The 23,801-nt window shown below is 69.7% G+C and carries 18 protein-coding genes; 13 read left to right on the top strand and 5 right to left on the bottom strand.

From position 1 onward, the window contains the following. Positions 1 to 345: 345 nt before the first annotated feature. On the bottom strand, positions 346 to 2,826 hold the full coding sequence (locus DMH01_RS33040; protein ID WP_125681753.1) for a tetratricopeptide repeat protein: 2,481 nt from the start codon (positions 2,824 to 2,826) through the stop codon (positions 346 to 348). Positions 2,827 to 3,225: 399 nt separating this feature from the next. Between DMH01_RS33040 and DMH01_RS33035 the strand changes: the two genes are divergently transcribed. Further along, on the top strand, positions 3,226 to 5,760 hold the full coding sequence (locus DMH01_RS33035) for a tetratricopeptide repeat protein (protein ID WP_125681751.1): 2,535 nt from the start codon (positions 3,226 to 3,228) through the stop codon (positions 5,758 to 5,760). 7 nt (positions 5,761 to 5,767) lie between these two features. On the opposite strand, the gene DMH01_RS33030 is transcribed toward DMH01_RS33035, so the two are convergent. The 3 genes from DMH01_RS33030 to DMH01_RS33020 are packed head-to-tail and all read right to left on the bottom strand — an operon-like array spanning position 5,768 to position 8,840. Next, positions 5,768 to 6,586 (bottom strand): carbohydrate ABC transporter permease, encoded by an 819-nt coding sequence (locus tag DMH01_RS33030; RefSeq protein ID WP_125681749.1) that lies wholly within the window; start codon positions 6,584 to 6,586, stop codon positions 5,768 to 5,770. Further along, on the bottom strand, positions 6,586 to 7,551 hold the full coding sequence (locus DMH01_RS33025; protein WP_125681747.1) for a carbohydrate ABC transporter permease: 966 nt from the start codon (positions 7,549 to 7,551) through the stop codon (positions 6,586 to 6,588). The genes DMH01_RS33030 and DMH01_RS33025 overlap by 1 nt, the downstream gene beginning before the upstream one ends. Next, positions 7,548 to 8,840 (bottom strand): ABC transporter substrate-binding protein, encoded by a 1,293-nt coding sequence (locus tag DMH01_RS33020; RefSeq protein ID WP_125681745.1) that lies wholly within the window; start codon positions 8,838 to 8,840, stop codon positions 7,548 to 7,550. The genes DMH01_RS33025 and DMH01_RS33020 overlap by 4 nt, the downstream gene beginning before the upstream one ends. Before the next feature lie 133 nt (positions 8,841 to 8,973). On the opposite strand from DMH01_RS33020, the gene DMH01_RS33015 reads away from it, so the two are divergent. Continuing rightward, a complete protein-coding gene (locus tag DMH01_RS33015; protein ID WP_125681743.1) occupies positions 8,974 to 10,008 on the top strand; it encodes a LacI family DNA-binding transcriptional regulator in 1,035 nt (344 codons plus the stop codon). Next, on the top strand, positions 10,005 to 12,299 hold the full coding sequence (locus DMH01_RS33010) for a beta-glucosidase (protein WP_125681741.1): 2,295 nt from the start codon (positions 10,005 to 10,007) through the stop codon (positions 12,297 to 12,299). Before DMH01_RS33015 ends, DMH01_RS33010 begins: the two co-directional genes overlap by 4 nt. A gap of 45 nt (positions 12,300 to 12,344) precedes the next feature. Here the strand turns inward: DMH01_RS33010 and DMH01_RS33005 are convergent, their stop codons facing one another. Further along, positions 12,345 to 13,643, bottom strand: coding sequence for a phytase (locus DMH01_RS33005; RefSeq protein WP_125681739.1), 1,299 nt, complete (start codon positions 13,641 to 13,643; stop codon positions 12,345 to 12,347). A gap of 190 nt (positions 13,644 to 13,833) precedes the next feature. Between DMH01_RS33005 and DMH01_RS33000 the strand changes: the two genes are divergently transcribed. The 10 genes from DMH01_RS33000 (at position 13,834) to DMH01_RS32955 (ending at position 23,798) form a co-directional block, all read left to right on the top strand. Beyond that, complete coding sequence (locus tag DMH01_RS33000) at positions 13,834 to 14,265, top strand: HIT family protein (RefSeq protein WP_125681737.1); 432 nt, start codon at positions 13,834 to 13,836, stop codon at positions 14,263 to 14,265. Between the two features lie 182 nt (positions 14,266 to 14,447). Continuing rightward, entirely contained in the window at positions 14,448 to 15,653 is a 1,206-nt protein-coding gene (locus DMH01_RS32995; RefSeq protein WP_125681735.1) for an MFS transporter, read from the top strand. A 26-nt stretch (positions 15,654 to 15,679) separates the two neighbouring features. After that, complete coding sequence (locus tag DMH01_RS32990) at positions 15,680 to 16,720, top strand: polysaccharide deacetylase family protein (RefSeq protein WP_125681733.1); 1,041 nt, start codon at positions 15,680 to 15,682, stop codon at positions 16,718 to 16,720. A 2-nt stretch (positions 16,721 to 16,722) separates the two neighbouring features. Continuing rightward, complete coding sequence (locus tag DMH01_RS32985) at positions 16,723 to 17,685, top strand: diiron oxygenase (protein WP_233621749.1); 963 nt, start codon at positions 16,723 to 16,725, stop codon at positions 17,683 to 17,685. Next, the gene (gene dcd / locus DMH01_RS32980; RefSeq protein ID WP_125681731.1) at positions 17,682 to 18,212 is read left to right on the top strand and encodes a dCTP deaminase; all 531 of its coding nucleotides are present in this window, start codon (positions 17,682 to 17,684) and stop codon (positions 18,210 to 18,212) included. Before DMH01_RS32985 ends, dcd begins: the two co-directional genes overlap by 4 nt. Continuing rightward, positions 18,209 to 18,733, top strand: a complete 525-nt coding sequence (locus DMH01_RS32975; protein ID WP_125681729.1) for a deoxycytidine triphosphate deaminase — start codon at positions 18,209 to 18,211, stop codon at positions 18,731 to 18,733. Before dcd ends, DMH01_RS32975 begins: the two co-directional genes overlap by 4 nt. Next, complete coding sequence (locus DMH01_RS32970; RefSeq protein ID WP_125681727.1) at positions 18,730 to 19,800, top strand: glycosyltransferase family 4 protein; 1,071 nt, start codon at positions 18,730 to 18,732, stop codon at positions 19,798 to 19,800. Before DMH01_RS32975 ends, DMH01_RS32970 begins: the two co-directional genes overlap by 4 nt. Beyond that, positions 19,797 to 21,578 carry a glycosyltransferase gene (locus DMH01_RS32965; protein WP_125681725.1) on the top strand — a complete coding sequence of 594 codons (1,782 nt, stop codon included), beginning with the start codon at positions 19,797 to 19,799 and terminating at the stop codon, positions 21,576 to 21,578. Before DMH01_RS32970 ends, DMH01_RS32965 begins: the two co-directional genes overlap by 4 nt. Beyond that, the gene (locus DMH01_RS32960) at positions 21,575 to 22,390 is read left to right on the top strand and encodes an HAD family hydrolase (protein ID WP_125681723.1); all 816 of its coding nucleotides are present in this window, start codon (positions 21,575 to 21,577) and stop codon (positions 22,388 to 22,390) included. Before DMH01_RS32965 ends, DMH01_RS32960 begins: the two co-directional genes overlap by 4 nt. Further along, the gene (locus tag DMH01_RS32955; RefSeq protein WP_125682455.1) at positions 22,383 to 23,798 is read left to right on the top strand and encodes a glycoside hydrolase family 3 protein; all 1,416 of its coding nucleotides are present in this window, start codon (positions 22,383 to 22,385) and stop codon (positions 23,796 to 23,798) included. Before DMH01_RS32960 ends, DMH01_RS32955 begins: the two co-directional genes overlap by 8 nt. Positions 23,799 to 23,801 lie beyond the last annotated feature (3 nt).

Here is a 23,801-nt window from a genome sequence, read left to right as displayed (position 1 = left end):
GGCCCCGGATCCGTGGTGCGGCGACACCGGCCAGCGCAGCCGGATCCCTGCGGTCCAGGCTGCCGAGTGTCCATAAGGGACGCTTCTCGAGGACCGAAGGACCGCTTGCGGCTTGAAAGTCCACAAAGGACACCAATACTCCCGTCTTGTGGTCGCGGGCGGGTCGGCGGCGGCGCCCGTGCCGACAGGCGCCACGCTTGCCCTACCCCTCAAGGGAACGACCTGTGCCGATTAAAGTCCCTTATGGACAGTCAGAGCCCCGCGTAGGATCTTTGTGACGCCGGCCACCAGAGGCCCCTTCCACGAGCGGGCGTAAAGCCGCGCGTGATCAGACGGACGACACGCCTAGCGCAGGCCGATCTCGGTGAGCAGGGCCCGCGCCTTCCGCCCGTGATCGTCGGCCATGCCACTGTCGCCGGTGGCGGCCACACCCTGTTCGATCCCCTTGTGCGCCCGCGCCTGCTCGTAGCGGTCGCCCAGTTTTTCGGCGACCGCAAGCGCTTCCCGGTGCCTGGCGATCGAGCCCGCGGCGTCACCCCGGTCGCCGAGTGCGATGCCGATACCGTTGAGCGCCTTGATCTCGAACTCGCCCAAGCTGTTCCGGCGCGCGAGGTCCAGCGCCTCGGTCAGATGCGCCAGAGCGTCGTCGTGCTCACCCAGCCGCGCGAGCAGCACTCCGATGTGGAGCAACGCCTCGGTCTCCGGGAACGGGTAGCCGAACTCGCGTGCGGTGACGAGCGCCCGCCGGTAGTGGCCGAGTGCCTCGGCGAAATGCCCCTGCTGCTCGCGCACCGTGCCGAGGTTGCCGTAGGTCAGGCATTCCCCGACCCGGTCCCCGACCTCCAGCATGATCGCCAGTGCCTCGTCCAGGTAAGCCGCGGCCTTGTCCCAGTCGCCGACGCGCATCGCGCTGTTCCCGAGGTTGCCCAGCGCGCGGCTTTCGCTGGTGCGGTTGCCGGTCTCGCGGTGCACGAGCAACGCCTGCCGGTAGCAGTCCTCGGCCGCCGCGAAGTCGCTGAGCCGGTCGAACGCGTTGCCGAGGTTGTTCAATGCCCGCGCCCAGCTGGCCCGGTCACCGCCCGCGTCGTACCGCGTGAGCGCCTGCTTGAACTGGTCGATGCTCTCCTGGTAGCGGTTGGACCGCAGGTAGACCGCACCGAGGCTCATCCGCGCACTCGCCTGGAGCAGCGGGTCGGCGGCCCGGATCGCGATGCCGTGCACGATCTCCGCGTCGGCGAAGTGCAGCGCGTTGTACAGGTACCGGTTCAGGATCGGCGACATCGTGGCGGCGTCCTCGCGTCCGCCCTGCTCTTCGGCCAGCGCGGTGATGCCGACCAGGTTGTGCCGCTCGGCGTCCAGCCACTCCGTCGCCGCCGCGACGTCGTCGAAGTCCGGCGGCGGAACGTCCGAAGTGGACACTTCGGGCCGTCGGTCGCGTTCGTGCGGGGCGTAGCGGTCCATGGCGCGGGAGGCGGCGTGCCGGTAGTAGCCGAACAACCGGCCGAGCGCGGCCTGCCGCGCGGAGGCGGCGTCCACGTCCCGCGCCAGCCCCGCCGCGTAGAGGCGGACGACGTCGTGCAGGCCGAACCGATCCCGGACGTGCCGCTGCACCAGGCTGCCCGCGACCAGTTCACCCAGAAGTGCCTCCGCCGTGCGCAGATCCACCCCGGCGAGCGCGGCCGCCGCACGCGTGTCGACGTCGCGGCCGGGATGGATCGCGAGGAGTCGCAGCAGCAGCGCGGCCTCGTCGGGCAGGTCGGCATAGGACAGGCCGATGGCGTTCTCCAGCTCGTCCTCGACCCGCAGGCCGCCCCGGCGTTCCGCGAGCCGGGCGGCGTGGTCGCGCAACGTCCAGTCGCGCCGGTTCCGGATCCGGCCGGCCACCACCGTCAACGCGAGCGGCAGATGACCGACCAGCTCGGCGATCCTCGTGGCGGCCTCGGTGTCCTCGGCGATCTCGGCCGCGCCGACCTGCCTGCGCAGCATGTCGAGTGACTCGGTCCCCCGAAACGCCTCCAGGTGCACGATCCGCGCACCGGCCAGACCGGTCAGGCGCCGTCTGCTGGTGATCAGCACGATGGCGCCCGGCGAGTCCGGCAGCAGCGGGCGCACCTGGTCGGTGTCCGCCGCGTTGTCCAGCACCACGACCGGGCGCCGGTCCGCGAGCAGCCGCCGGTAGGTGTCCTGCCTGCCCGCGGGGCCGAGGCGATGGATCTCGCCGCCCGGCACCCCGAGCCGCCGGAGGAATTCGTCCAGCACCGCGAGCGGGTCGGCGGGCGCGCGGTCGGCGTCGTAGCCACGCAGGTCCGCCCACAACCGGACCGCGGCGCCGTCCCGGTCCGCCAGCCGGTGCGCGGCACGGACGGCGAGACTGGTCTTGCCGACTCCGGCCATCCCGTCGATCACCACCACCGGCGTCTCGTCGCCCCCGGTGATCGCGGCCAGCTCGGCGTGCCTGCCGACGAACTCCGTGCTGTCGGCGGGCAGCTCACCCGCCACGGTCACCCAGGACGAGTCGGCGGTGAGCCCGGCGATCACCTGGCACACCTGTCGCCACCGCGCCACCACCGCCTCGTCGGCGGTGAGCGCGCGCACGATGTCCGCGACGAGACCCGCGTCCATGCGCCGTCTGCCCGGCTGCAGGCAGCGGTAGACCGTGTTGAACACCGGCAGCTCGGGGTTCCCCGCCGTCCGCCGCCCCCGCACGACCCGCCGGTGCAGCTCCCGGTACGACACGCCGTGCCATCCGCGCAGCGTGTTCAGCCGGGCCGCCAGCTCGTCGAACGAACCGGCGCCCAGCGGCTCCGGCGCCCGGTCGGGATCCATGATCGAAAAGAGTAGACCGTTCGGCCGATCGAAATGGTCCGAACAGGAGAAATCCCCGGTACTCCGCCCGCCACGGTCGTGGCGGCCATCCAGTCACGCGTGTCGTCCGCCGGATCACCTGTGTCGTCCGTTCGATCACGTGACATCGCCGGTGCCGGACCTCGTGACTCCAGGAATCGCCACATGCGCCACCTGCGCCCCACAGGCACCAGCGGTCACGGTGCCCAGTACATGAAGGACCCCATCCTTGCGCCTAGGTACAGGAAGGGGGCCTTCATGTACTGGACTGGGCAAGAGCCCATCCGGCACCAGCGGTCGCCGAATCTCGTCTAAGGTCGGTCAGCATTCGGTCCGGGAGTCACCGCCGGACGGATCGGTTCACGTGTCCAGGGGGTTCCCGTGCCGGAGGAACAGCCGCCGAGCCCGGTCGGCGCTCGGTCGTACGACGACCTCTCCCAGCGGCTGAGGCAGGCGCTGGCCTGGGCGGGGTTGACCCACCGGGAACTGCACCGGCGGGTGCGGCGCCTGCGCACGGCCCGGGGGTCGGCCGACCTGCCCGCCTACAACACCGTGTACCGCTGCCTCCTGCCAGGACGCAAACGTTTGGACGTCGAGCTGGTCGTCGACATCGCGGCCGTGCTGCTCGGCATGGACGTCGCGGCGGAATGGCGGCAGGCGCACCGGGTGATCACCGGACACGCCACCGAGGCGGCCGTGATCAGCGTGGCCGATCACCTGCCCGCCGGGGTCGGCCGGTTCGTCGGCAGGCAGGCGCAGCTGCGCCAGGTGCTGGAGGCGGGGCCGGACGACGCCGGGGTGTGGGCGATCTCCGGAATGGCCGGGGTCGGCAAGACCCGGTTCGCCAGCGAGGTCGCGCGGCTGCTGGCCGAGCGCGGCCGGTTCGCCGACGTGCGGCTGGTGGTGAACCTCCGCGGCTTCGACGCGGATCGGCCCGCCGCGGACCCGGCCGCGGTGCTCGAAGGCTTCTTGCGCCGGCTCGGGGCGTCCGGGAGCGAGATCGGCTGCCTCACCCTCGCCGACCGGAGCGCGCTTTTCCGCCGGCTGCTGGACGGACGGCGCGCGCTGATCCTGCTGGACAACGCGGAGTCGGTCGACCAGGTGCTGCCGTTGCTTCCCGGTCTTCCGACCTGCCTGGTGCTGGTCACCAGCAGGCGCCGCCTCGCCGGGTTGGAGACGGCGCGGCACGTGGCGCTCGACGTGTTCACGCCGGAAGAGTCGGTCGAGTTGCTCCGCGACGGGATCGGTGACGAACGCGTCGACGCGGAGCGGGGCGAGGCCGCCGACATCATCGAGCTGGTCGGACGGCTACCGCTGGCCCTCGCGCTGGTGACCCGCCGGTTGGCCGCCTCGGACGAGTGGACGATGGCCGATCACCGGGATCGCCTCGCCGATCTGCGGACCATGTTGCGGCTGGACGACGGGGTCGAAGTCGCGTTGCGCACGTCGTACGACGAACTGGCCGAACCGGACCGGGTCCTGCTCGGGTTGCTCGCCGCCTATCCCGGTCGGGACATCGACGACCACGCGGCCGCGGCGCTGGCAGGCGTCGAGGTCGACGTCGTCCGTCGCCAACTCGACGATCTGGTGGCCGCCAACATGGTCACCGTCCGCGCGTCCCGGTTCGAACTGCACGACCTGGTCCGGGTGTTCGCCGAGAAACGCGTCCGGGAGAACGTCCAGGCCCGGGTGCGCCGGGCCGCGGCGGTCCGGCTGCTCGACTTCCAGCTGGCCACCACCCGTGCCGCGCTCGTCACCTGTTTCCCCCACGAGGCGGAGAGGTGGGAGGACCTGCCCACCCCCGCGGTGCGGGCTCTCGCGTTCGACGGGGCGGACGAGGCGATGGCCTGGCTGGACGCCGAGCGCGTCAACCTCGTCGTCGCGTCCGGCTGGGCGCTGAGCGAGGGCCGGAACGAGCACGTGACGCGGCTGGCGTGCGTGATGACGAGCTATTTCGAGGCCCGCGTCCACGTGAGCGACGCACTCGCCCTGTTCGGCAACGCCGGCCGGGTCGCGTCCGGTGCCACCCGGGGGCACGTGCTGAACGGGCTGGCCATGACCCACTGGCAGCGGGGGAACACCGCCGAGGCGCTCGTGGTCCTGGAGGACGCGATCAAGGAGTTCTCCGCCGCCGGTGAAGCCGATTACGTCGTCAACCTGTCGGGGAACGTCGGCCTGTTGCTGACCAGTCTCGGTGACTATCGCGCCGCTTTGCCCTGTTTCCGGCGGGCCATGGAGTTCGCCGTCGCGAGGAACAACGAATCGTTCCGGGCGCGGCAGTTGTGCAATATCGGGCTCGCCGAGATGCGACTGGGGAATTACCCCGCCGCCGTCGACTATTTGTCCCAGGCCCTCGAAGTGACCAGGGCGAGCGGTGACCACCTTTGCGAATGCCGGACGCTCGACGGTCTCGGCACCACGTTCTGGCGTATGGGAAAGGACTCCGACGCCTGGGCCTGGTACGAACAGGCGCTCGCCGTGGCGAGGCAGGCGCACAACCGGGCCGACGAGGGCAAGGTCCTCAACCATCTCGGTGTCCTGCTCGTCGAGGCGGGACGGTTCGACGAGGCGTTGGCGCAGCACCGCCAAGCCATCGAACTGGCCAGGGAGATCGGCAGCAGGGAAGGGATGCTGGCGGCGAACACCGACCTGGCGGCGACCCTGCTCGCCACCGGCCGGGCGGCCGACGCCGTGCACTGCCTGCGGCAGTCGATCGAGTCGGCGACCGCGTCGGACAGCCGCTACGAACTGGCCAGAGCCCGAAGCGGTCTCGGCGATGCCCTGTTCGCCGCCGGGGATCCGGTCGCCGCGCGGAAACATTGGCAGACCGCGCATTCCGCGTACACCGAGATGGGTGTGCCGGAGGCCGTCGAGGTCCGCGAGCGTCTCCTGTCGGACACGACGCGAGTTTCCTAGCGGGAAGTCAGCCCTTCACCGATCCGGTCAGCCCACCGACGATGCGGCGTTCGGCGAGTACGAAGAACGCGAGGGCGGGGATCATCGACAGCGCGGTGAACGCGAGCACGCGCGCGGTGTCCTGCGAGTACTGGGATTGGAAGGTCGCCACGCCGAGCGGCAGCGTGAAGTTCGCGGAGTCGTTGAACACCAGCAGCGGCAACAGGTAGAAGTTCCAGCTCGTCACGAACGCGAGCACGGCGACGGTGGTCAGCGCGGGCGCGGACAGCGGCAGCAGGATCCGCCAGAAGAACCCGATCCGGCTCGCCCCGTCGAGCACGGCGGCGTCCTCGATCTCGCCGGGGATCGCCCGCATGAACGGCCGCAGGATCACGATGGTCACCGGCAGCGAGAACGCCGCTTCCGGAATGGCCACGCCCCAGAAACTCTCCAGCATCCCCAGCTGACGCAGCCACAGGTACAGCGGCAAGGTCGCCACGCCGAGCGGGAACAGCAGACCGAGCGTGAACAAGGTGTAGAAACCCTCGCGGCCCTTGAAGGTGTAGCGGGACAAGGCATACGCGGCCATCGATCCGAACGCGACGGTCAGCGCCGTGGCGATCACCGCGATCAGCGCGCTGTTCCCCAGGAACGTCCAGAACGACGATGAACCGAGGATCGCCGCGTAGTTGTCCCACACCCACGGGCCGGGAAGGCCGGCGGGCGAGGCGTTGATCTGCGCGGTGGTGCGGAACCCGCCCAATACCACGAACAACAGCGGCACCACGGTGATCCCGAGGACGGCGATCGCGGCGACGTACCCGATCGGTGTCCCGGCGCGGCGCATCAGTCCACCATCCTGGTCAGCGCGCCGTCGGTGTCCCGGCGCAACGCGAACCGCTGATACAGCAACGCGAACACGAAACAGATCACGAACAGGATCACCGCGACCGCGCTGCCGAAACCGAATTCGTACCGTTTGAACCCGTGGTCGACCAGGTACGTCGCCATCGTCGCCGACGAGTTGGCGGGACCGCCGAGGGTCATGATCCACACCAGGTCGAACAGCTGCAGCGAGCCGATCACCGACAGGAACACCCAGATCCGGATGGTCGGCCCGAGTAGCGGCAGTACGACATGTCTGGTGGCCTGCCAGGCCGACGCGCCGTCGAGGGCGGCCGCTTCCCGCAGTTCGGCGGGCACGCCCTGGAGCCCGGCGAGCAGCAGGATGATGCCGAAGCCGATGTACTTCCAGGTGATCACCGCGAACAGGGTGTAGAGCACGATCCCCGGGTCGGCGAGCCAGTGCTGGACCAGTCCGCCGAGGCCGATGCCACGCAGCATCTGGTCCACGAAACCGTTCGGCTGCAACATCAGCAGCCAGATCACCGCGGTGATCGCCTCCGACAGCACGTACGGCGCGAACACCAGCGCACGCAGCACCGCGCGGCCGCGCAGCTTCCGGTTGAGCAGCAGCGCGAGCCCGATGGACAGCGGCAGCTGGACCACAAGGGACAGTCCCGCGATGATCAGGTTGTGCCCGATGGCGCCCTGGAACACCGAGCCGGACAGAGCGTCGGTGTAGTTGTCGAGACCGACGAAATCGTCGAGCGGACCGAAACCGTTCCACTCGTAGAGGCTGTAGAACCCCGCGATCCCGATCGGGACCAGCACGAACCCGGCGAACAGCACCAGCGCAGGCCCGAGCAGGAAGGTCAGTTCCAGCTTCTTGCGCACTCCCGGCGTCCGCGTCCGGACCGCGGGTGCGGACGGCCGCGCCGCCGCCCGCACCCGCGTGGCCGTCGCCGTCACTTGTCGCCCGCCGCGGCCTTGTTCACCGCTTCGACGATGCCTTCCGGCGTGCCCTGCCCGGCGAAGAAGTTCGCGACGGCGTCGTTGAGCGCGGCGCCCACCGCGGTCGGGAACGCCTTGTCGAAGTACATCTGCACGTACGGGGCCTTCTGCCCGTAGTCGAAGACGGTCTTCAACGACTCGGTCTTGAGGGATTCGGCCGCCGACGCGGTCATCGGCAGTCCGGCGCCCTTCGCCGCGAGCTGGTTCTGCACCGGTTCGCTGCCGAGGTACCGCAGGAAGTCCGCGCACGCCTTGGCCGCGCGGGTGGTGCAGGAGAAGCCGTCGCCGCCGCCGAGCATCGCGGCGGGATCGCCTTGACCACCGGGGACCGCCGGGAACGGGAACCAGCCGACCTTCGAGTCGAGCTCCTTGTCTTCGGTGAGCGAGGACATCGTGCCGGGCTCCCAGTCGCCCTGCAGTTCCATCGCCGCCTTGCCGTTGGCCACCAGCCCGGCCGAACTGCCCGCGCCCTGCTGGGCGGGAGTGCCGGTGAAGCCGGGCTGGAACGGCTGGGTGGCGAGGAACGCCTGCAGATCACGGCCTGCCTTGGTCCAGCAAGGATCCTCGAGTTTCACGGCCTTGACCGACTGCTTCAGCGTGTCCGCCGAGCAGGCCCGCAGCGCGAAGTAGTTCCAATAGAACGCGTCCGGCCAGCGATCCTTGCCCCCGACCGCGATCGGGGTGATCCCCGCCTGCTTGAGCTTGGCCACGGCGGTGTTGAGTTCGTCCAAAGTGGACGGGGGAGCGGTGACGCCCGCCTGCGCGAAAAGGTCCTTGCGGTACCAGAAACCGACGAAGTGCTGCTCCCACGGGATCCCGTACTGCTTGCCGTCGACCTGCCAGCTCTCGGCGAGTTTGCCCACCGAGGAGAGCCAGTCCTTGGCCGCGTCGGTCAGGTCCGCGACCTTGCCCGAGGTGGCCTGCGACGCCAGTTCGCCTCCGCCCCAGGACTGGTAGACGTCCGGCGGCTCGTTCGACTGCAGGGCGAGCGGGACCTTGGTGGTGAACTCCTCGTTCTGCAGCGGCTGCCCCTTGATCGTCACCTCGGGATGCGCCTTCTGGTAGTCGGCGACGACCTGGGCCCAGATCGACTTGATCGGGTCGGTGGTGCCGTTGTGCCACCAGGTGAGGGTGACCGGTCCGCTGGGCTCGGCCGCGGTCTCGGTGCCCCCGGAGCAGCCGGCGAGCGCGAGCGGGATGGCCGCCGCCAGCGCGGCGGCGGCGGGGATTCGGCGGTTCGAAAGCATGGTGAGTCCACTCCTGACGACTTCGGCCGAGTAGGACGGGGCGTGACTGCGCCCGGACTGGCGATGAGTTTGCGCGCCCGAAATTCCGATGTCAATCGTTGTCGATAACGTTTTACATGGCTAGTCTGACCGTATGCAGCCCAGTTCGAGGGTCACTATCCGTGACGTCGCGGCCCGCGCCGGCGTCTCCGTGGCCACGGTTTCCAAAGTGATCAACGACCGCTACGGCGTCGCCGCCGCGACGCTGGCCAAGGTCCGCGCGGTGATCGACGAACTCGGCTACGAGGCGAGCCTGGTCGCCCAGAGCCTGCGCAATCACAAGACCAACGTGATCGGGATCCTGGTCGCCGACCTCGAACCGTTCTCCACCGAATTGCTCAAGGGCGCCGCCGACGCCATCCGCGGCACCGGCTACGAACTCGTCGTCTACTCGGCCGGCGGCCGGGTCGGGGACGCCTCGGGCTGGGAGAAGCGTTATCTTTCAAGGCTTTCCGGCACGCTGGTCGACGGCGCGGTGCTGGTCACGCCGGTGGCTTCACTGGAGGCCGTCCCCGGAACGCCGGTGGTCGCGGTCGACCCGCACACCGGTCCCTCGACGGTGCCCACCATCGATTCCGACAACCTGCGCGGCGCCCAGCTGGCGACCGAGCATCTGCTGGAGCTCGGCCACCGCCGCATCGGTTTCCTCGCCGGACGGCCGGATCTCGAATCGGCCGAACTGCGCAAGACCGGGTACCTGCGGGCGCTCACCGCGGCGGGAGTGCCGATCGACGAGGACCTGATCCGGCTGGGCGCCTACGATCCGGAGATCTCCGCCCGGTCCGCCCACGAGCTGTTGACCAGTGAGAACCGGCCGACGGCGGTGTTCGCCGCCAACGACATCTCGGCGATCGCGACCGTCGGGGCCGCGGCGGAACTCGGCTTGTCCGTCCCGGACGACCTGTCGGTGGTCGGTTTCGACAACGTCCCCGAATCCGCGCTCTGCACCCCGCCGCTGACGACGGTGGACCAGCCCATCCGCGAAATGGGCCACCGCGCCATCACCCTCCTGATCTCGCTGATCAGCGGGGAACCCGAGCAGGAAACCCACATCACCTTGTCCACGGGTCTCGTGGTGCGCCGCTCGACGCGGGCCCTCGGAGCCACGACGAAGGGCGGACGTCCTTGACCACCCAGCCCAGTGAGTCGTCCCGGCCATGGCACGACACCGCGGCGGATCCCGCCGATCGCGTCCGCGCGCTGAGGGACCGGATGACCTTGCGGGAGAAGCTCGCCCAGCTCTACGGCGTCTGGGTCGGCATCGACTCCGGCGGTGAGATGGCGCCACACCAGCACGACTTCGCCGACGCTGCACTGGATTGGGACGAACTGGTACGTCACGGGATCGGCCAGCTGACCAGGGTGTACGGCACCCGGCCCGTCGATCCGGTGATCGGCGCGCACAGCCTGGCGCGCTCCCAGCGGGAGATCGTCGGAAGCGGCCGGTTCGGTATCCCGGCGCTGGTCCACGAGGAGACACTCACCGGTCTCGCCGCCTGGAAGGCCACCGTCTATCCGTCGCCGCTGTGCTGGGGAGCGAGTTTCGACCCGGACCTCGTGTACCGCATGGGCGCGCGGATCGGCGGGACGATGCGACGGCTGGGTGTCCATCAAGGACTCGCGCCGGTGCTCGACGTCGCACGGGATCTGCGCTGGGGCCGGATCGAGGAGACCATCGGCGAGGATCCCCATCTGGTCGGCACGATCGGCGCGGCCTACGTGGCCGGGCTCGAATCCGCCGGGGTGATCGCGACGCTGAAGCATTTCGCCGGCTACTCGGCCTCGCGCGCCGGTCGCAACCTCGCCCCGGTTTCGGTCGGCCCCAGGGAACTGGCCGACGTCCTGCTGCCGCCGTTCGAGATGGCGTTGCGCGCGGGCGCCCGGTCGGTGATGAACGCCTACATCGACAACGACGGCGTCCCCGCCGCCGCGGATCCCGCGTTGCTCACTGATCTGTTGCGTGACACCTACGGCTTCGAGGGAACCCTGGTCGCGGACTACTTCTCCGTGTCGTTCCTGCACACGTTGCACGGCGTCGCGGCCGATCGCGGTGAGGCCGCCGCACAGGCGCTCACCGCCGGGATCGACGTGGAACTGCCCACTGTGGACTGCTACGGCGAGCCGCTGCTCGCCGCGGTGGAACAGGGCGCGGTCGACGCCGCCGTCGTCGACCGCGCCCTCGAACGGGTGCTGCGGCAGAAATGCGAACTTGGCCTGCTCGACGAGGACTGGGCACCGGAGGTGCCGGACGAGATCGACCTCGACGATCCGGATTCCCGCGCACTGGCAAGGGAAATCGCCGAACGCTCGATCGTGCTGCTGCGGAACGACGGGCTCCTCCCCCTCTCCCCCGGCCGCCGGATCGCCGTGGTCGGCCCGCGGGCGCACGACCCCAGCGCGATGCTCGGCTGCTACTCGTTCCCGATGCACGTCGGCGTGCACCATCCCGACGTGCCCCTCGGGATACCGGTTCCGACGGTGCTCGACGCGCTCGGCGAGGACCACGAGGTCACCTACGCCCTCGGCTGCCCCGTCCTCGGCGGCGAGAACGCCGACATCGCCGCCGCCGTCACCGCGGCCGAGGAAGCGGAGATCTGCGTCGCGGTGCTCGGCGACCGCGCCGGCCTGTTCGGCGGCGGCACCTCGGGGGAAGGGTGCGACACCTCGGATCTCAAGTTGCCGGGACGACAGGAAGAACTCCTCGAAGCCCTTCTCGCGACCGGGACACCGGTGGTCCTGATCCTCCTCTGTGGACGCCCGTACGAACTGTCACGACAGGCCGACCACCTCGCCGCGATCGTGTGCGGTTTCTACCCGGGAGAAGAGGGCGCCGCCGCGCTCGCCGATGTCCTCAGTGGACGGATCGACCCTTCCGGCAGGCTGCCGGTCGGCTTCCCGGGCGAGAGGGCCTCCCAGCCGTCGACCTATCTCACCGCGCCGCTCGGGCAGCGCAGCGAGGTCAGCACGGTCGACCCGACACCGCTTTTCCCGTTCGGGCACGGGCTTTCCTACGGCTCCGTCAGCTGGGACGACGTCACGACGCCGGATCCCGCGTGGCCCACGGACGGCCGCTGCCGGATCCGGGTGACGCTGAGCAACACAGGCGACCGCACCACGACGGAGGTCGTCCAGATCTACCTGCACGACCCGGTGGCGGAGGTCGCCCGCCCGGTCCAGCAGCTGATCGCGGCGAAGCGGGTCGACCTCGCCCCCGGCGCGACCCAGGTGATCGAGATCGGGCTGCACGCCGATCTGACGTCCTACACCGGACGAGCGGGCAAGCGGATCGTGGAACCCGGCGACGTCGAACTGCGGGTCGGGACGTCGAGCGCCCGGATAGTCGCGACCCTCCCCTGCACGTTGACGGGCCCACGTCGCGAAGTGGGCTTCGACCGCGTGCTGACACCGGACTTCGCGTGAACCGCCCGGCACGCGGAGCCGGCCGCGTGCCGGGCGGCCCCCCGGTCAGTCGTCGAGGGCGTCGAGTACGCGCTTGAGGTCGACGAACTTGAAGTTCGTGGCGTCGCGACCCGGCTCCCCCGGCTTGTCGTCACCGTCCTGGACGACCAGCAGGCCGTTCGGGTACTTGCTGCCGAGGGGCTCGTTGAGGACGGCGGCGCCGTCGCTTTCCTCGGTGCCGTCCAGGGTGGCGGACGCGGCGATCACCCGGAAGCCGCCTTCGTACTCGTTGTCGTCGCCGAGTTCGCGGTCGTAGGCGGCGAAGCTGTTGTCCCCCTGGCTGGACGCGAGCAGGTACCCATCACCGTCCTTCTCCTTGAGCAGGGTGAGACCTTCGACGTCGGCCGACAGGCGCGTGCCGCCGTAGCCCGGGTCGGATCCGGGTACGCACTCTTCGGTCGCCTCGTCGTAGGTTCCGGGGATGCCGTACTCGCGGACCTTGTCGATGAGCTTCGGAGTGCCTTCGAGGTCGGCGTCCACCCGCCAGATCCCCACATCCTCCTGCCCGGCGTAGAGGGTGCCGTTCGCGGGATCGACGACCATCCCTTCGACCTGGGGCAGTTCGCCCGGCTCGCCGCACGGGGTCCACGACTTGCCGTTCGGCAGCCGGAACTCGGACGGCAACGCGAGAGTGCGCACCTTGCGGTAGGAGACCGTGCCCCCGGCGCCCGCGGTCAGCTCCAGCAGGCTGAGCGCGGTGCGTTCCCGCTGGCTGACCACCGCGAACGAGCGGCCGCTGGACGGATCGGTCCACGTGGCGAGGCCGTAAGCGGTGCGCTGCTCGTTGATCTCCTCCTGCGACGCGGAGAAGATCGCCGGCGCGGACGGATCGGTGATGTCGGTGAGCGGGGCACCGGCGTTCCCGCCGTCGATGCGGTAGATCCGCAGCCGGTCACGGCCGCGATCACTGGCGACGGCCAGGTCGCTCACCCCGGAGCCGACCTTCATCCGGTGCACGAGGTCGACGTTGTTGAACCGGCCGGGAGCGTCGTCCGGGCCGGGCGCTTTCGGCGCCGGAATCGACTGCACTTCGCGGCCGTCGAGGTTGTAGACGCGCAGGCCGCCTTCCTTGACCGTGGCGACGACGAGGCTGCGGTCCGGAGCCGCCGGGTTGCGCCAGATCGCCGGGTCGTCGGCGTCCGCGTTGCCGCCTGCCTCGTCGTCGTACACGGCGGGGGTTTCGGTCGTCGGCTTCACGCTCGGCAGTTCGCCTGCCGCCACGGCCGAAGGGGGCAAGACCATGGCGAGCGCCGTGACCAGCACGAGACCGCCGACGGTGACGCGGGCTCTAGAGGCCTGAGCCATCGAGGTGTTCCTTCCTGAAGCGAATCGGACAGCCCACTATGAAGTCACCGCATGACAAGTTACCCGAAAGTAACAGCACATCCAGATGGCCAGGAAATGAACACCCCCGGCCGTTCCCGGCGATCCACTCAGTCGAAACTCCATTGTGGACACTCACCGTCGAAGGTCGTCTCGCCCTAAAGTCGGCGGCATGGACGAAACCGACACCGCTTGCGTGTTCTGCGAGATCGCGGCCGGCCGACAGGGCGCCGGGCGCGTGCTGTTCGAGGACGAGCACACGATCGCGTTCCTCGACCACACCGCCGTGCTGCCGGGACACACCCTGGTGGCGCCCAGGGCACACGCCGCGGACATCTGGGAGATCTCCGCCGAGGGCGCGGCCGCCGTCATGCGGACCGCCCACTCGATGGCCGCCCGGATCCGCGAAATACTGCGGCCGGACGGACTGACCTTGTTCCAGGCCAACCGATCCGCCGGCTGGCAGGACGTCTTCCACCTGCACGTCCACCTGGTGCCCAGGACGACGGGTGATCATCTGACGAGGCCTTGGGTCGCCACGGTGAAAGGTGACGACGAGCTGGCGGCCATGCGCACTCTGCTCGCGACGCCGCTCGAGCCGTGAGTTTGTCCCTTGACAGCAGGACCGTCCGGCCTGCATCCTAATTAGGAAAGTTTCTTTACTATAACCGGCCGCACCGTCGCGGGCCCGGTCGAACTGGGGGACAGTTCGCAGCTTTGTCCTATGTGGACAAAGAGGGACTCCTCCTTTGCCATGCCCGCCAGCAGAGAAGGAAGCCCGCCGCTGTGACGCGTCCCGAGCCCGCCGTTCGTCGCGCCAGAATGGCCGTGATGGGCGTCTTCGGGCTCTGCGGGCTGATCTGTGCCGTCTGGAGCGCGTCACTGCCGTCGATCAACGCCCGGCTCCACCTCGGGGAGGGCCGGATCGGGCTGGTACTGCTGATCACCGCGCTCGGCTCGATGGCCTGCATGCCGGTGGCCGGCCGACTGGCCGACGCCTGGTCGAGCCGTGCGGTGGTACGGGTGATCGCGCCCGTCGCGGCACTCACGCTGCTCGGTCCCGCGCTGGCCCCGAATTTTCCGGTCCTGCTGGCCGCCGCGTTCGTGCTCGGCGGCGCGCTCGGTTCCTTGGACGTCGCGATGAACGGCCACGCCGTCGAGGTGGAAACCCGCTACGGACGCTCCATCATGTCGACGTTCCACGGAGTGTGGAGCCTGGGCGGGGTGGCCGGCGGCCTCACGATCACCGTCGGCCTGCATCTCGACACGGGCGGCACGGCGCTGATGGCCGGCGCCGGCGTGGTCGCGGCAGTGCTGTTCTTCCTACCGGGCAAGCATTTGCTGACCGGCGAGACGCGGCACGAGGTGGCGGGGGACGCGGTCGTCCCTTCCGGCGGGCTGCCGACGAGCACGATCGTGCTGCTCGGCGTGGTCGCGCTGGCCGGTTTCGTCAGCGAAGGCGCCGGTTACAGCTGGGCTTCCCTGCACGCACAAGGAATGCTCGGCGCGGATCCGGCGACGGCGTCGTTCGCGTACACGGCGTTCGCCGCCGCGCTGACCGTCTCCCGGCTCACCGCCGACCGGCTCCGGTCGAAGGTGAACCCGGCGAGCTGGATGCGGTACGCGGGATCGGTCGCCGTGCTGGGCTACGCGCTCGTTCTCGTCGCACCACTGCTTCCCGGGGGGCGGCTGGCTTTCGGCCTGGTCGGCTGGGTGGTCGTCGCGGCCGGTCTGGCGACCGTCGTACCCGCGATCTTCAGTGCCGTCGGCGCGGGTGGCGCGAACGTCGGGCGCGCGCTTTCCTGGGTGACCACCATGGCCTACGCCGGGCAGCTCGGCGGGCCCGCGGTCATCGGCCCGCTCGCCGACGCCACCTCGCTGGGCACCGCCATGGTGGTGCCCGGCCTGCTCGCGGCGGTGATCGCCGTCGCCGGACCGATCGTCGTCCGGCGGGCGACCGCCAAGCACCTCACCACAGCCGGACTGGATTGAGTGACACGCACCATGGGGGTAAATCGATGCTGTACGCCGGAATCGGCTGGACCGCCTCGGGTTTCGAGATCGCGGTTCTCGACGGGAACGGGCACGGTGACCGGCCGGCCGTGCGGTTCGCCGCGGACCGGAGCAAGGAGATCGCGTCCTATCTGAACGGCCTCGGCGGCTCGGTGACCGCGGTCGTCGACAGCACCAACGGCATGCTCGACGGTGGTTTCATGGCCGCCGGCCTGGACATGTACCGCGCCGACCCGGCCATCCTGCCACCGAGGCCCGGTTTCGGCTCGGTGCCCGCCGTCGAGCTGGCGCGCGCGGCCTGGCGGGATCCCGGCTCGTTGGTACGCCTGGAGCTCGAGTCGGGATCGCTCACCGGGCGGTTGGACGAACATCACGCGGCGATGGCCTCCAGTGACGAAGCGCTGGCCGCGATGACGGCGGCCGGGCGCTCACTGGAGCACGGCGACCGGACCCGCGGGCAGATCGCGCTCACGTTCGACGACGGCCCGCATCCTCCCTACACCGGGCGGATTCTCGATATTCTCGAGTCCTACGGCGTTCGCGCCACGTTCTTCTGTGTCGGGTTGAACGCGGGCGCGCGCGGCGAAGAGCTGCGACGGATGGCGGAACAGGGCCATGGCGTCGGCAACCACACGTGGTCCCATCCCTATCTGCCGGATCTCTCGGCGACCGAACTGGCCGACCAGCTCGACCGCACCGGCGACGTGATCGCGGAGTCCTTCGGCACCGTGCCCGCGTTCTTCCGCCCGCCCTATGGATCACGGACCCCCGCGGTGCTCCGCTCGCTGACGGACCTCGGCGCGCGGCTCGCGCTGTGGGACGTCGACACCGAGGACTGGGCGATGCCCGGCCCGGAGGTGATCGCGCGAACCGTGCTGCGGCAAACGATTCCCGGCTCGATCGTGCTGATGCACGACGGGGGCGGCGACCGTTCCCAGACCGTCACCGCCTTGCCGTCGGTGATCGAAGGACTGCTTGCCCGCGGGCTCGAGTTCGTCCGCGTCGAAGACCTGGTGACCCCGAACTTCGCGACAGGAAAGAGATGATCATGCATCCCATCGAGCTTGCGGAGACCCACGTCGGACCGAGCATGCTGCGCAGGCTGGCGGCGGCCTGGCCCAAGCGCGCGACCATCCGCACCGACATGGCCGGAGTGGTCAACCCCGGCGAGTACGACCCCAGCCTGCTGGACTACCCGCTGCACCTCATGCCGTTCTCGGAGCACCCGCGGTTCCTCGAAGCGTCGGACGAGCAGCGGCTGCTCGTCAACACGCTGGCGTGGATCGCCTACAACGAGCGCGTCATCGCCGCCGAGGAACACGTGGCGAACCCGACCTTCGAAAAGCTGGCGCACGGCGTCTTCCCCGGCGTCGACCGTTACGAGGTCAAGGAAGTCGTCCAGCAGTCCCATATCGACGAGGTGTGGCACACCTACATGCACATGATGGCGATGCAGCGCACCCGCGAGGCACGCGAGATCAGCCTCGAAGAGTCCTTTGTGGAGCCGGTGACGAACCGCAGGCTCTACGCGCTCGCGGAGAGCATGGACGAGCAGTGGCAGCGCGACCTGCTCTATCTCATGTGGACGGTCGTCGGCGAGGTCAGCATCAACGCCTTCCTCGACCTGCTGGCCGGCGACAAGTCCATCCAGCCGATGCACGCGCTCATCGCCCGGCTGCACGCGCGCGACGAGGCGGCGCACGGTCCCGTGCTGGCCGAACTGATGAAGGAGATCTACCCGAAACTGGAGCCGGAGCGGCAGGAGTTCTTCATCCGGTACCTCCCCGAGGCGATCACCGCGTTCGGCGCCGAGGACTACGAGCTGTGGCCGCAGGTGCTCCGGTTCGCCGGAATCGAGCACGTCGACGAGATCATCGCCGACTGCCGGGCCGAAGAGGACGGTGAAGTCATGATGAACGACTTCGCCACCGTGCACCGGCTGCTGCGGGACCTCGGGATCGAAGACAAGGTGAAGTACCACTTCGTGACGGCCAAGGGCGGCGTCAAATGATCCTGACCGGGCCGGAGATCACCGAGTCGGTGACCGACGGCCGGATCGCGATCTCCCCGTTCAGCCCGGACCAGGTCAACCCGAACAGCTACAACGTCACACTCGGCGGCACGCTGATGTCCTATCGGGACAAGGTCGTCGACGCCTACCACCCGAACCCGACCGACACGATCCAGCTGCCCGAGGACGGGTACGTGCTCCAGCCCGACCAGCTCTATCTCGGGCACACCGAGGAGCGCATCGGTTCGGACATCTACGTGCCGCTGCTGTTCGGCCGGTCCTCGGTCGGCAGGCTCGGGCTGTTCGTCGAGATCACCGCCCCGATCGGGGACATCGGCTTCCACGGCCAGTGGACGCTCATGCTCTCCCCCGTGCAGCCGTTGCGCGTCTACCACGGCATGAAGATCGGCCAGATCATGTTCTTCGTGTCCTCGGGCGAGATCGATCTCTACGCGGGGAAGTACCAGTCGGCGGTCGGCCCGCAGGAGTCCCGCTATTGGCGCGACCGGGTGGCGGTCACGTCGTGATCCTCACCCGCAAGGCGATCGGGAAGGCGCTGGAGAGCGGGGACATCGTGATCGATCCGTTCGAGCCGGACCGCTTGTCGCCCAACGCGTACGACTGGCGCCTCGGCGAGAAGCTGCGCGTCTTCGACACCGAACTGGACGCGGCGAGGTCGACGCCGTTCACCGAGCTCGTCATCCCGCCCGAGGGCCTGGTGCTCGAACCGGGGCGGCTGTACCTCGGTGTCACCCATGAGCGGACCCGTTCCGAGCGCTACGCGCAGATGATCAACGGTGACCACACGATCGGCGGGCTCGGCATCTGGGTCCACGTCTCGGCGCCGCTCGGGCACGTCGGCCACGCGATCAACTGGACACTGGAGATCAGGGTGGCCAGGCCGGTCCGGGTCTATCCGCTGATGACCTTCGGCAAGATCATCTTCTTGGTGGCGCACGGATCGCTGGCGAGCTATCAGCACTTCGGCGTGAAATACACGAGTACGGCCGGGATCGACATTTCCCGGCTGTACGAGGAACTGTCGTGAAGACGCCGAAGACTCCGAAGACACTGACCGGGATCGACCTCCCGCCGGGCAGCCCCGGCGGGAGCGTCGAGCTCCTCAAGGACCTCTACCTCGCCCCGGAAGCGCCGATCGAGGCCGCTGTCTTCATGCTCGGCTCTGACGCGGAGCCCGGCGGGCCGGAACTGCTCGATGTGCCGGGAAAGCAGCTCGACGGGCCGGGATTCTGGTCCTATGTGGACGCACTCGCGACGGCGATCCGGCGTCGGTTCGATCCGGCCGATTTCGACGCGGTGCATTGGCAGCACTTGAGTTTCGGTGCCACACCCGCGTTGCTCCGCGCGTTCCCCGACCATCCGCGGATCGCACTGGTGCACGGTACCGATCTGCTCTTCGCGGCTGAGCATCCCACCCAGCGTGAGGTGCTGCACGAGGCCGCGGCGGCGGCGGACGCGGTCGTCGTGCCGACGTCGGCGATGGCCGGCCTCCTGCGCGAGGTCACGCCGGTCGAACCGAAGCGGATCGTGCACGTGCCCTGGGGAATCCCCGATCGGCTGCTGCACTCGCCGCCGCCACGGCCCGGTCCGCGGGATGGGTTCCGCGTGCTGTACGCCGGGCGGCTGACCGCGGAGAAGGGGGCGGCCGAGCTGATCGCGGACCTGACAGGACTGCCCGGCGTGACGTTGTGCGTCGCGGCGCCCGAGCACGAGTTCGCCGCGCTTCCGGCGGACACGACTCAAGTCGAGTACCTCGGCTGGTTCGACCGGCCCGCGTTGTGGCAGGCCTTCGCGCGGCACGACCTGCTCGTGATGCCGTCGACGACGCTGGAGGCGTTCGGGCTCGTCGCGGTCGAGGCGCAGGCCTGCGGGTTGCCGGTGGCGTATCAGCCGGTGCCGGGGTTGACCGAGGTACTTGGCGACTCGGCGACGCGGTTCACCCGGTCCACGCTCGCGGACACCATCCGGCTACTGGCCAAGGACGACAGCGCGCTGACGGACCTGCGTGCGGCCGGACTGCGCAACGCGGCCCGGTTCCCGCTGTCGAAGACCGCGGCCGGGCTGGACGCGGTGACCGCCGAGGTGCGCCGGTGATCGCGCAACGCGGGCTGTTCGCCGGGCCCGATCCGGTGATCAGCAAGGATCTCTACGCTCAGATCGTCTCGGGCGGCGCCCGCCGCGAGCGGACCACCCTCACGCTGGAGCCGGCGTCGAAGGTCTCCGGCAACACGTACTTCGGGCGGTTCCCGGCAAGCTACTGGCAGCGCTGGACGACGGTCGGCGCCGTCGAGGTCGACCTGGAGGCCGACGGATCCGGCACGGTTTCCCTGCTGGCGTCGGACTTCGAGGGCGAGTCGCGCGTGGTGGCGGCGCGGGTCGTCGACGGTGAGCCGATCTCGCTGGTCGCTCCCCTCGACCGGTTCGTCGACGGCGGCGCGTTGTGGCTGGACTGGGAAACCGAGCCGGGCCAACGACTTGTCGTCCGCGACGTGCGCTGGACGGTTCCGGCGGCGGAGCGGTCACGGCCGACGGTGGTGACCATCTGCACGATGAACCGCCCGGCCGACTGCCTCGCCACGCTGACCGCGATCGCCGACGACGACCGGGCGGCGGCCGCGGTGCACGCCGTGTACGTCGTCGATCAGGGCACCGACCCTGTGCGGGCCGAGGGTGTGCTGCCGCCGGGCAAGCTGCGGTACCTGCGGCAGCCGAACCTGGGTGGCGCGGGCGGCTTCACGCGCGGCCTGTACGAGGTCGACGGCGATGGCGTGAACGTGCTGTTCATGGACGACGACATCGTGCTGGAACCCGACGTGCTCGTCCGGATGACGGCGTTTTCGGCGGCCACGGCGGAACCGCTGATCCTCGGCGGCCAGATGCTGAACCTGTTGCACCCCACGCGGTTGCACGCGGCGGCCGAGTACACCGACCTGGACGGTATCCGGCCGGGTATGCCGATCCGGCACAGCCTGCACGCGGTCGACCTGCTGGCCACGGATCCGGTCACCGGCAGGCCGTACCGGCAGGAGTTCCGCGTCGACGCGGGCTACAACGGCTGGTGGGCGTGCCTGATCCCGTACGAAGTGGTCAAGGAGGCAGGCTACCCGCTCCCCCTGTTCTTCCAGGGTGACGACGCCGAATACTCCTACCGCGCAAGGGAGCACGGGTTCCCGACGGTGACGCTGCCGGGCGCGGGCCTGTGGCACACCGACTTCCCGTGGAAGGACTCCGACGAGCTCAATCGGTACTTCATCCTGCGCAACTACACGATCATCTCGGCGCTGCACGGCGATTTCCCGGTGCTGAAGATCGCCGGAATCCTGCTCGCCGAGCTGATCCCCTCGCTGCTGGGCATGCGGTACGGCGCCGCGGCGACCCTGATCCAAGCGGTGTCGGACTTTCTCGACGGGCCGGACATCCTGCGCGACGGCGGGGTCGCGGCGCTGGCGCGGATCCGCGAAGTACGCGCCCGCTATCCGGAGACCGTCGCGCATCCACCGACGGCCGTGCCGGGGCTCGCGTCGAACGACATCGCGATCAGCGAACCGAGCGTCTTCGACCGGCTGGCACTCGGGCCGTTGCTCGGCGTGCACCGGCTTGCCCTGGGCTCCGTGCCGGTTTCGGAGGCCGACTGGTGGCGGGTCGGCGCGCTGCGCACGGCGGTGGTGACCGACGCGTCGCAACGAGGTGTCCGCGTCCGCACGTACGACCGCGCACACCTGGTCCGGCTGGCGTACCAGGGCGCACGAGTGCTCACCAGGTTCATCCGCGACGGCGCCGCCGTCCGCGAGCAGTACCGCGCGGCGCTGCCGCGGCTGACCAGCCGGGACGCATGGACCGGATTGTTCTCGGACGAAGGATCGATGTCATGACCCCCTTGCTGGTGGCCACGGATCTCGACGGCACGGTGGTGCGCCCGGACGGCACGATCTCCGACCGCACGGTGTCGGCGTTCGCGCTCGTCGAAGAATCGGGCGCCGAATTCGTGGTCGCCACCGGCCGTCCGCCGCGGCTGGTGGCCGAGATCGCCGGGCGATTCGGCGACCGGGGCCTCGCGATCTGCTCCAACGGCGCCTACCTGTACGACATGCACACCAGGACGGTCGTCGAGAAATACGCCATCACGACCCCGGATCTGGCCGAAGCGGTCGCCAGGCTGCGTGCGGCGGTCCCCGGCATCGGTATCGCCGTGGAACACGCCGACCGGCTGGTCGCGGACTCGGTTTACGAGCCGTGGGAATGGGACCGCGGCGCCACGATCGAGCGCGCCGACGACGCGACACTGCTGAGCCTGCCCGCGCCGAAGCTGCTCGGCAGGCACCCCTCGCTTTCCGCCGACGAACTCCTCGCGCTGGCCAAACCGGCCTTGGACGGGCTCGTCGCCGCGTACCACTCAAACGGCTCACGCCTGGTCGAAGCGATCGCGATCGGCGTGAACAAGGCGGCCGCGCTGGCCCGGCTGGCCGCGCGGAGCGGGGTCGCGGCCTCGGACGTGATCGCGTTCGGTGACATGCCCAACGACCTGCCGATGCTGTCCTGGGCAGGTACGGCGTACGGCGTGGCCAACGCGCACCCCGACGTGCTCGCACTGGTGGACCACGTGATCGGCAGCAACAGCGAAGACGGCGTCGCCGTCGTACTCGAACAGCTCTACGCGAAGGAGACCTCCGTTGTCGGTGAATGAGTTGGACCGGCTCGTCAACGCCTGCCTGCTGGCCGGGTACACCGGGACCGAACCGCCGGCGTGGGTGCACTCGGCGCTGGACGACGGGCTCGCCGGGGTCACCCTGTTCCCGGTCAATCTGGACGGTGGCAGGCAAGCCATCGTCCGGCACACCCGCGCGCTACGGCGGACGGCACCCGACGCGCTGATCGCGCTGGACGAAGAGGGCGGTGACGTCACCCGCCTCGACTACGAGACCGGCAGCGCGTATCCGGGAAACCTGGCGCTCGGCGAGATCGACGACCTGGCGTTGACCGCCGAAGTCGCCGCGGCCATCGCGGCGGATCTGAAGGCCTGCGGCGTCAACCTCAATCTGGCCCCGTCGATCGACGTCAACAGCGATCCGGACAACCCGATCATCGGCGTCCGGTCTTTCGGCGCCCGGCCGGATCTGGTCGCCGCACACGGCTCGGCGTTCATCGAGTCCATGCAGGACGGTGGCGTGTCCGTCTGTGCCAAGCACTTTCCCGGCCACGGCGCGACGGTGACCGACCCGCACCACGCACTGCCCATTGTGGACATTCCGGCCGCGACGTTCCGCGAGCGCGAGCTGGCGCCCTTCGTGTCGGCGATCAAGGCGGGCGTCCACGCGATGATGACCGCCCACGTGCTCTATCCCGCACTGGACCCGGACAACCCGGCGACGCTGAGCCGCCGTCTGCTCCACGACCTCGTCCGCGAAGAGCTGGGCTACGAAGGTGTGCTGCTGTCCAGCGCGATCGCCATCGAGGCTGGCCAAGGCAACCAGGACATCGGCGCGGTGGCCGTCCGTGCCCTGCGGGCGGGATCGGATCTGCTGCTGCTCGGCCCGACCGAGGACGCGGAGCTCACCACGGCCATCCGCGCGTCGGTCTCCGAAGCCGTCCGCGCCGGCACACTTTCGGTGGAGACACTGGAAACCGCGGCCGCGCGAGTCTCCGCTTTGCGCGCCAAGGCCGCACCCCGTGAACTCGGGCTCGAAGCCGCGCGGCGCGCTCTGCGCGTCGACGGACCGGTCGCGTTGACCGCTCCCGCCTTCGTGGTCGAACTGCGCGCCGGCGGCAACGCGCTGGGTGAAGCCCACTGGAGCCTCGCCGACCGGCTGACCGAGCTCGGCGCGGCCCACTCGACGGTGCTCGCCACCGAAGACGACCCGGTGGTCTTGCCGCCGACCGGCCCGGTGGTGCTGGTGGTCAGGGACGCTTACCGAACCCCATGGCAAGCCGCCCGGCTGGCCGAGGCCCTGGCCTCCCGGCCCGACGCGATCGTGGTGGCCGTCGGGCTGCCGGACGACGTGACTCCGCGGGTCAAAGCCAGTATCCGGACCTACGGAGCCGGTGCGGTCAACATCGAGGCGGCGGTGGAACAGCTCACCGCCCAGTGGCCGTGAGCA

This window comes from Amycolatopsis sp. WAC 04182 (assembly GCF_003947465.1).
GTDB lineage: Bacteria > Actinomycetota > Actinomycetes > Mycobacteriales > Pseudonocardiaceae > Amycolatopsis.
This window is presented reverse-complemented; position numbering and strand designations above follow the sequence as displayed.